At 71.8% G+C, this 8390-nt stretch carries 7 protein-coding genes; 2 read left to right on the top strand and 5 right to left on the bottom strand.

The window, feature by feature from the left end; genetic code table 11:
* Positions 1 to 10 precede the first annotated feature (10 nt).
* Positions 11 to 1267, bottom strand: coding sequence for a cytochrome P450 (locus IEZ03_RS26380; RefSeq protein ID WP_184887351.1), 1257 nt, complete (start codon positions 1265 to 1267; stop codon positions 11 to 13).
* A gap of 420 nt (positions 1268 to 1687) precedes the next feature.
* On the opposite strand from IEZ03_RS26380, the gene IEZ03_RS26385 reads away from it, so the two are divergent.
* Positions 1688 to 3346, top strand: a complete 1659-nt coding sequence (locus IEZ03_RS26385; RefSeq protein ID WP_184887349.1) for an ABC-F family ATP-binding cassette domain-containing protein — start codon at positions 1688 to 1690, stop codon at positions 3344 to 3346.
* 9 nt (positions 3347 to 3355) lie between these two features.
* On the opposite strand, the gene IEZ03_RS26390 is transcribed toward IEZ03_RS26385, so the two are convergent.
* The 3 genes from IEZ03_RS26390 to IEZ03_RS26400 form a co-directional block, all read right to left on the bottom strand.
* Positions 3356 to 4345: an MBL fold metallo-hydrolase gene (locus IEZ03_RS26390; RefSeq protein WP_184887347.1), complete on the bottom strand. Its 990-nt coding sequence runs from the start codon at positions 4343 to 4345 to the stop codon at positions 3356 to 3358.
* Positions 4346 to 4428: 83 nt separating this feature from the next.
* The gene (locus tag IEZ03_RS26395; RefSeq protein ID WP_184887345.1) at positions 4429 to 5586 is read right to left on the bottom strand and encodes a steroid 3-ketoacyl-CoA thiolase; all 1158 of its coding nucleotides are present in this window, start codon (positions 5584 to 5586) and stop codon (positions 4429 to 4431) included.
* 120 nt (positions 5587 to 5706) lie between these two features.
* Positions 5707 to 6951, bottom strand: coding sequence for a cytochrome P450 (locus IEZ03_RS26400; protein ID WP_184887343.1), 1245 nt, complete (start codon positions 6949 to 6951; stop codon positions 5707 to 5709).
* Between the two features lie 323 nt (positions 6952 to 7274).
* On the opposite strand from IEZ03_RS26400, the gene IEZ03_RS26405 reads away from it, so the two are divergent.
* Positions 7275 to 7694 (top strand): SCO2583/SCO2584 N-terminal domain-containing protein, encoded by a 420-nt coding sequence (locus IEZ03_RS26405; protein WP_184887341.1) that lies wholly within the window; start codon positions 7275 to 7277, stop codon positions 7692 to 7694.
* Positions 7695 to 7784: 90 nt separating this feature from the next.
* On the opposite strand, the gene IEZ03_RS26410 is transcribed toward IEZ03_RS26405, so the two are convergent.
* Positions 7785 to 8390, bottom strand: a 606-nt coding sequence (locus IEZ03_RS26410; RefSeq protein WP_189241240.1) for an RNA-guided endonuclease InsQ/TnpB family protein, incomplete at its 5' end; no start/stop codon positions are given.

Consider the following 8390-nt stretch of genomic DNA (forward strand, 5'->3'; position numbering starts at 1 on the left):
CCTCCTCGGGTCAGGACGGGGTGAAGCGCACCGGCAGCTCCTTCAGCCCGTTGACGAAGTTCGACCGCAGCCGGCGGGGTTCGCCGGCCGGCCGGATATCGGGCATCCGGTCCAGGATCGTCTCGAAGATGATCTTCAGGTTCATCCTGGCCAGATGGGTGCCCAGGCAGAAGTGCGGCCCGCCGCCCCCGAACCCGATGTGCGGGTTGGGGTCGCGGCCCACGTCGAACTTGAACGGGTCGTCGAACACCCGCTCGTCCCGGTTGGCGGACCCGTAGAACAGCACGACCTTGTCGCCCGCCCTGATCTGCTTGCCGCCCAGCTCGACGTCGGTGAGGGCGGTCCGGCGGAACTGGTTGATCGGGCTCACCCAGCGGACGATCTCCTCCACCGCCGTGGGCAGCAGGCTCCGGTCCGCCTTGAGCCGCTCCCACTGGTCGGGGAACTCGAAGAACGCCTGCATGCCGCCCGCCGTCGCCGTCCGCGTCGTCTCGTTCCCGGCGATGGACAGCATGATCACGAAGAGCTGGAACTCCTCGTCGGTGATGCGGGAGCCGTCCGCGTCCGGCGTGAGGAGCTTGGTCACGATGTCGTCGCGCGGCGTCGAGGCCCGGCTGCTCGCCAGTTCCCCGGCCCAGCCGGCGAACTCGGCCGCGCACAGCTGCGACTCCGTCCGGTCCCCGATGTAGTCGGGGTCGTTGAACGCCACCAGCTTGTTGGACCAGTGGAAGATCTTCTTCCGGTCCTCCAGCGGCGCGCCGAGCAGCTCGCAGATCGTGTAGAGCGGCAGCGGCGCGGCGAAGTACTCCACGAAGTCACACTCGCCCAAAGGCGCCGCCTCGTCTATGAGCCGGTGGCAGATTTCCCGGATGTGGTCCTGCAGCCGGCCGATCATGCGCGGGGTGAACCCCTTGTTCACCATGGCCCGCAGCCGGGTGTGGTCCGGCGGGTCCTGGAACAGCATCATCTGCCCGTACAGGGCGATGTCGTCGTCGGTGAACTCCTCGAACATCGACGTCCGCTCGCGGGACGAGAACGGATCGGCCCGGCGCGACACCTGCACGACGTCCTCGTGCCGCGTCACCGCCCAGAACCCCGGCACGCCCTCGTTCGGGTCCTGGTGCCAGTGGACGGGGTCGTTGTCGCGCAGCCACGCGAACTGCTGGTGCGGTATCCCCCCGCGCTCGTAGACACCGGGGTCGATGATGTCGATCTCGGGTGCGCGGAACGGCCGGGTGGCGGAGGCGATGGACGTCTCAAGTGCCATGCGGAAGACCCTTCGTCCGGGGCGGGAACTCGAGGCCACGAGACCCTGAAACTGAGCGCTTGCTTGGCCACAGATCTAGAACACGTTCTAACATGAGACTCCAGTCTCATCAACCCCCGATCCCACCCAGCGACCACCCCTCCGCCCCTCCTCATAGGGGGGCGCGGAAAGAGGCGGCCGGCCGGATGGGCGTGACCGATCCCACTTCTCCAGGGACATGCGCCGGTTGGTACGGTGGGCGCGTGCCACGGCTGTTCTTTCTCTGATCGACTCCGGACGGCCCGCCCCTCGCGCAGCGCGAGCCAGCGGGCGGTCTGACGTTGTCGCCCGCCCCATCTGAGGGCGAGTCAGTCGAGGGCACCCCTCCATCTCCGCGGTCTTTCCCGCTCGCGTGAGGGCGTGCCTCCGTCCGGAGGAAGAATGAACACCCTTTCCATCACCCTGCCCGCGCGTGCTCGGGTGCAGCTCACCGCCGAAGGCGTCCGCGTCGTCCGGGGCGGGCGCACCGTCCTCGACGGCGTGGACCTGACGGTCTCGCCGCAGGCCCGCTGGGGCGTCGTCGGGGAGAACGGCCGCGGGAAGACGACCCTGCTCCACGTGCTGAGCGGGGCCCTGGTGCCCGACGAGGGGCACGTCCGGCGGGTCGGCACGCTCGGGATCGCCGAGCAGGCCATGGCCGCCGGGCCCGGCGCCACAGTCGGCCAGGCCATCGACATGGAACTCGCAGATGCTCGCGCCGCGCTGAAGGCGTTCGACGAGGCCACGCGGGCGCTGTCCGAGGGGCGGCCCGGCGCGGAACGGCGGTACGAAGCGGCGCTGGACGCGGCGGAGGCCCTCGACGCCTGGGACGCCGACCGGCGGGTCGACCTCGCCCTGGAGAACCTCGGCGCGGTCACCGACCGGAGCATGCGCCTGTCCGAGCTGTCGGTGGGCCAGCGCTACCGGGTCCGGCTCGCGTGCCTGCTCGGCGCCGAACACGACTTCCTGCTCCTGGACGAGCCGACGAACCACCTGGACGCGGCCGGCCTCCGCTTCCTCACCGCGAGGCTGCGCGCGCATCCGGGTGGGGTCGTGGTCGTCAGTCATGACCGGGCGCTGCTGGCCGATGTGGCGACGACCGTTCTCGACCTCGATCCCAGCCGGGACGGGCTGCCGCGCGTCTACGGGGACGGCTACGCCGGGTACCGGGAGGGGCGTGAGGCGGAACTCCGGCGGTGGGAGGAGGAGTACGAGCGGCAGCGGACCGAGCACGCGCGCCTCACGCGGGACCTGTCGGAGGCCCAGAACCGGCTCGTGACCGGCTGGCGGCCCGACAAGGGGACGGGCAAGCACCAGCGCGCCACCCGCGCGCCGGGCATCGTCCGGTCCGTGCATCGGCGCCGGGACGACCTGGAGCGGCACGCGGTCACCGCGCCGGTGCCGCCGCGGCGGTTCCGGATGCCGGATCTGCCCGCGCGTCCCGGTGTTCCGCTGCTCACCGCCGACGGCGTGCGGGTGGACGGCCGTCTGCACTGCGACGTCTCGCTGTCCCTGGAGTCGGGTTCGCGCCTCGTCGTGACCGGGCCGAACGGGGCCGGGAAGTCGACGCTGCTGGCGGTGCTCGCCGGGCGTCTCGCCCCGAGCCGCGGGTACGCGCGGCGTGCCCCGAACACGCGCGTGGAGTCGCTGGCCCAGGAATCGCCCCACGTGGACGGCAGGGCGCATGACGTGTTCGCCGCGCACGTCGGGCGCCTGGTCACCTCGGGCCTCATCGGTGAGGACGAGACGGTCTCGCTCTCCGCGCTGGGGCTCCTGTCAGCGGACGACCTGGGCAAGCCCGTGGGGAACCTGTCCATGGGGCAGCAGCGCAGGCTCGACCTGGCGATGGTGCTGGCGGCCCGCCCGCACGTCCTGCTGCTGGACGAGCCGACGAACCACCTGTCGATCGCCCTGGTGGACGAGTTGACCGAGGCGCTCCGGGCGACACCGGCGGCCGTCGTCCTCGCGACCCACGACCGCCAGTTGCAGCGCGACACCGAGGGCTGGCCGCGGCTCGCCCTCGATCCGGAGCGTCCGCTCAAGCCCGTCCCGCAGAGGTAGGGCGGCCGGTCAGCGGAGGCGGTAGCGGAGGGGGTCGCCGGTGCCTTCCCGGCGGGCGACCCCCCGGGTCTCCAGGGTCCGGATGTGGGCGGCGGCTTCGGCGGCGGCCATGCGGCGGGCGAACTGGGCCATCTCCTCCCAGGGGTTGCGCCAGGTCAGGCCCGCCGTGATGTCCCACAGCGTCTTGGGGTCCGCGGACAGCAGGGCGGTGATCTCGGCGAGGCGCTGCTCGTGGTGCTCGATGATCTCCTGGGCGCGGGCGGAGAGGCCGTTGAAGCGGTACTGGTGGGCCGGCAGCACCTCGGCCACCGACATCGCGGAGACCTTGTCGAGGGAGCCGAGGAAGTCGCTGAGCGGGTCGACGTCCGGGATGTCGTACGGGTACAGGCCGATGTGGGGGGTGATGCGGGGCAGGACGTGGTCGCCGGTGAAGATGCGGTCGCCGTCCTCCAGGTGGAGGCAGAGGTGGCCGGGGGAGTGGCCCGGCGTCCAGATGGCGCGCAGCCTGCGGCCCGGGAGGTCGACGAGGTCGCCGTCGGACAGCTCCCGGTCCGGGACGGCGGGCGGCTCGACCCGGCGGTCCGGGGGCGGCTCGGCCAGGTCCGACTCGGCCGCGCCCGCGCGGCGCAGCGCGGTCAGCTCGAACGAGCGGCGGCCGCCCTGCCCCACGGTCTGGAACAGCCGGGTGATCTCGGCGTCCGCGTGGTGCATGGCGACCCAGGCGCCGGACGCCTCGCGCACCTTGCCCGCGAGGCCCGCGTGGTCGGGGTGGTAGTGGGTGACGACCACGCCGCGGACGTCGGCGACGTCGATCCCGAACGTGCCGAGCCCGCCGCGCAGTGCCGCCCAGGCGTCCTCGTGGTGCCAGCCCGCGTCGATCAGGACGGGGCCCTGGGGGCTCTCCACCGCGTACACCAGCGTGTAGGCCAGGGGGTTGTCCGGGATCGGGACTGGAACGCTCCACAGTCCGCCGCCGAGGTCTTCGGGTTCCGGCTGCAAGGAGTGACCGCCTTTCGCGCCTTCGCAGAGGGGCGGCCCCGGCGGTGCGCCGGGGCCGTGGTCGGTGTCGTGGTCGTCGCCGGTCAGATCCGTTCGAGGATGGTCGCCGTGGACAGCGCGCCGCCGCAGCACATCGTGACGAGGGCCGTCCCGGCGTCGCGGCGCTCCAGCTCGTGGAGCGCGGTCGTGATCAGGCGCGAGCCGGTCGCGCCGACCGGGTGGCCGAGGGCGATGGCGCCGCCGTTGACGTTGACCTTGTCCATGTCCGGCTTGTGGACCGACGCCCAGGACAGCACGATCGAGGCGAACGCCTCGTTGATCTCGGTGATGTCGATGTCGCCCATCGTCATGCCGGAGCGCTGGAGCACGCGCTCGGTCGACTGCACCGGGCCGTCCAGGTGGTAGTACGGCTCCGAGCCGACCAGGGCCTGGGTCTTGATGCGGGCGCGGGGGCGCAGGCCGAGGGCCTTCGCCTTCTCCTCGGACATGAGGAGGACGGCCGCGGCGCCGTCGGAGATCTGGGACGAGGTGCCCGCGGTGTGCAGCGCGTCCGGCATGACCGGCCGGAGGCCGGCGAGGCCGTCGGCGGTGGTCTCGCGCAGGCCCTGGTCGCGGGTGACCTCGCGGGTCTCCCCGGTAACGTTGCCCTCGGCGTCGAGGACGGGCGCCGTGACGGGGGCGATCTCGCGGTCGAAGCGGCCGTCGGCCCACGCCTTGGCCGCGAGCTGCTGCGAGCGGGCGCCGAACGCGTCGAGGTCGGCGCGGGTGATGCCGCGGCGGGCGGCGATCCGCTCGGCGGCCTCGAACTGGTTCGGCATGTCGAGCGACCAGTCGTCCGGCCGGGGGTCGGCGGGCAGGACGTTGCTGCCGAGCGGCGCGCGGCTCATCACCTCGACGCCGCAGCCGATCGCGACGTCCACGACGCCGGCGGCGATCTGCGACGCGGCGAGGTGGACGGCCTGCTGCGCCGACCCGCACTGGGCGTCGATCGTCGTGACGCCGGTCTGCCAGGGCAGTCCCGCGTACAGCCAGGCGTAGCGGCCGACGTGGCCGCCCTGCTCGCCGGCCTGCGTCACGCAGCCGGCGAACACCTGCTCCACCTCGGCGGCGTCGATGCCGGCGCGCCCGACCGCGGCGTTGAGCGCGTGCGCCAGGACGGCCTGGGCCTTCATGCCCGCCAGCCAGCCGTTGCGCTTTCCGAGCGGTGTGCGCACCGCCTCGACGATCACCGGGGTACCCATGCGGTCTCCTTCTAGAACGTGATTCGCATTCACTGTAACCCGTTCTAGATTTCGGTGAGGAGGCCGCGTCCCGCTAAGCAGGATCGCCCGGCGGCCGGGCGGGCCGGCCGGGCGTGCCGGCTAGGCGTACCGGACGGGCAGCTCCTTGATGCCGTTCAGCCAGGGCGAGCGCAGGCGGCGCGGCTCGCCGAGGCGCGCGATGTGCGGCATCTGGTCGGCGATCGCGTCGAACATGAGCCGGATCTCCAGGCGGGCCAGGTTCGCGCCGATGCAGTAGTGCGCGCCCGTGCCGCCGAACCCGAGGTGGGGGTTGGGGGAGCGGGTGATGTCGAACGAGGCGGGGTCCTCGAAGACCTCCTCGTCGAAGTTGGCGGAGCTGTAGTACATCGCCAAGCGGTCGCCCGCCTTGATCTCCGCGCCGCCCAGCTCGGTGTCGCGGGTGGCCGTGCGCTGGAACGCGGTCACCGGCGTCGCCCAGCGGACGATCTCGTCGACGGCGCTCTCGGGGCGCTCGGCCTTGAACAGCTCCCACTGCTCGCGGTTGTCCATGAACGCGATCATGCCGTGCGAGATGGCGTTCCTGGTCGTCTCGTTGCCCGCGACGGCGAGCAGGATCGTGAAGTAACCGAACTCGTCGTCGGTGAGGCCGCGCCCGTCCACGTCGGCCTGGACCAGCTTGGTGACGATGTCGTGGGCGGGGCAGCCGCGCCGCCGGTCGGCCAGCTCCATGGCGTAGCCGATGATCTCGGCGGCGGCGCAGGCGGGGTCGGCGTCGTAGTCGGGGTCGTCGTAGCCGAGCATCTGGTTGGACCAGTCGAACAGCCGGCGGCGGTCCTCCTGCGGGACGCCCATCAGCTCGGCGATGGCCTGCAGCGGCAGCTCGGCCGCGATCTCGGTGACGAAGTCGCCCTCCCCGCCGCGCCGGCGGGCCTCGGCGACGATCCGCTCCGCGCGCTCCTGCAGCGCGTCGTGCAGCCGGCCGATCACGCGCGGGGTGAAGCCGCGGGCGACGATCTGGCGGAGCTTGGTGTGCTGCGGCGGGTCCATGTGCAGCAGGAGGTTCTCGCGCTGGACGTCCAGCTCCTCGGTGCCGAGCGACTCGTTGAACCGGATGATCGCGCCGTTGGCGTTCGAGGAGAACAGCTCGTGGTCGCGGGAGATCTCCTTGACGTGCGCGTGCTTGCTGATCACCCAGAAGCCGTCGTCGTCGAAGCCGGTGCGGCCGCGCGGCTGCGCGTTCCACCAGGGCCGTCCCGTCCGGCGCAGCAGGGCGAACTCTGCGAGGGGGACGCGCTCGGCCATCAGGTCGGGGTCGCTGAAGTCGAATCCGGCGGGGACGGGGGTCTCCGGAGCGGTGGCGGTCATGGGCGGTTCCTCCCGGTCTGCGGCGCGAGCTCGTCCTCACCGTAGAACGCGTTACAAGCCGACTTCAAGAGAAAATGAGACTCAAGTCTAAACAAGGGTCTTGTCAAGAGTCTCCGCAGGTCGGCAGGGCTCTGAGGTGTGCGGACGTCGCGGGAGGGTCACTGCCACGGAAGCATGATCGTTCTCAAGATCGACGGGCGGTGAGGTTCGTCACCCGGGGGTGGAGGGTTAGATAGAACGTGTTCTAGAAATCCGGGGGTGGGTCGTCCGATCGGTCGACTAGCCTGGGTGATCCGACCGCCCCCGGCGCCGGAGAGAACCCCATGGCCGCAGACTTCGACGAGCCCGTGTTCGACGACGACTTCGTCCGGGGCGCCACGTTCACCGAGCCGAGCGCCCGCGAGCGCCTCCGGCCCCCGAGCAGGCGCGAGCAGCGGCGCATCCGCCGCGCCGCACGGCGCGCCCGGCGCAGCGGCGGGGTGAGCTTCCTGCGGCGCCGCGGGCACCGTGAGCCGAGCTACCGGCGGTCGGTCGTGCAGTTGGTCGGCATCATCGCGCTGCTGTTCGCGATCTCGTTCGCGCTGTGGTGGTGGAACCGGCCGCCCGCCGAGCCGGAGCCGGTCCGGCCGGTGTTCCCGACGGCCCCGGAGAACCCGGGCGGTCCGCAGAACCCCGGCGGCCCCGGGGAGCCGGCGCCCGGCCCGACCGGCGAGGTACCGGAGGAGGAGATCCCCGAGGTTTGACGCGCTCCCCGGCCTGAAGGCCGGGGATTCAGCCCGTGCCGCGTGTGCGGCACTTCTGTGGCTTCCTGTTTCACCGGGGCCTGCCTTCCGCTAAGCGGGAGGGCTTATGGTCCCTCCGCAGGCGTTTAGGCTGTCCGCCCGTCCGGCGGCCAGGATGTTGTTCGCGGCGTTGACGTCCCGGTCGTGGACCGCGCCGCACGCACACGCCCATTCGCGGACGGTCAACGGCATGGCTTCGGCGACCGTCCCGCACGCCGAGCACAGCTTGCTGGAGGGGAACCAGCGGTCCACCCGCGCGAAGGTGCGGCCGTACCGGGCGGCCTTGTACTCCAGCATTGCGGCGAACTGGGACCAGCCCGCGTCGTGGACGGACTTGGCCAGCCGGGTGCGGGCCAGGCCGTTCACCGCGAGGTCCTCCACGTAGACCGCTTGGTTTTCGCGGATCAACTGGGTGGAGAGCTTGTGGTGGTGGTCCCGCCGCGCATCGGCGACACGGGCATGCGTCCGCGCGACCCGCGCGACCGCTTTCCTGCGGTTGTTCGAGCCCTTCTGCTTGCGCGACAGCGCCTGCTGCGCCTTGCGGAGACGGCGTTCGGCCCGGCGCAGGAACCTCGGCGAAGTGATCTTCCGGCCGTCCGAGGTCACCGCGAAATGCGTCAACCCCAGATCGATCCCGACCTCGGCCGCCACCTCCGG

Source organism: Actinomadura livida, assembly GCF_014648675.1.
GTDB lineage: Bacteria > Actinomycetota > Actinomycetes > Streptosporangiales > Streptosporangiaceae > Spirillospora > Spirillospora livida.

Coding starts and splice junctions, on each gene's coding strand:
- IEZ03_RS26400 (WP_184887343.1), bottom strand. CDS start 6,951: ATGACCGCCACCGCTCCGGAGACCCCCGTCCCCGCCGGATTCGACTTC.
- IEZ03_RS26385 (WP_184887349.1), top strand. CDS start 1,688: ATGAACACCCTTTCCATCACCCTGCCCGCGCGTGCTCGGGTGCAGCTC.
- IEZ03_RS26380 (WP_184887351.1), bottom strand. CDS start 1,267: ATGGCACTTGAGACGTCCATCGCCTCCGCCACCCGGCCGTTCCGCGCA.
- IEZ03_RS26395 (WP_184887345.1), bottom strand. CDS start 5,586: ATGGGTACCCCGGTGATCGTCGAGGCGGTGCGCACACCGCTCGGAAAG.
- IEZ03_RS26405 (WP_184887341.1), top strand. CDS start 7,275: ATGGCCGCAGACTTCGACGAGCCCGTGTTCGACGACGACTTCGTCCGG.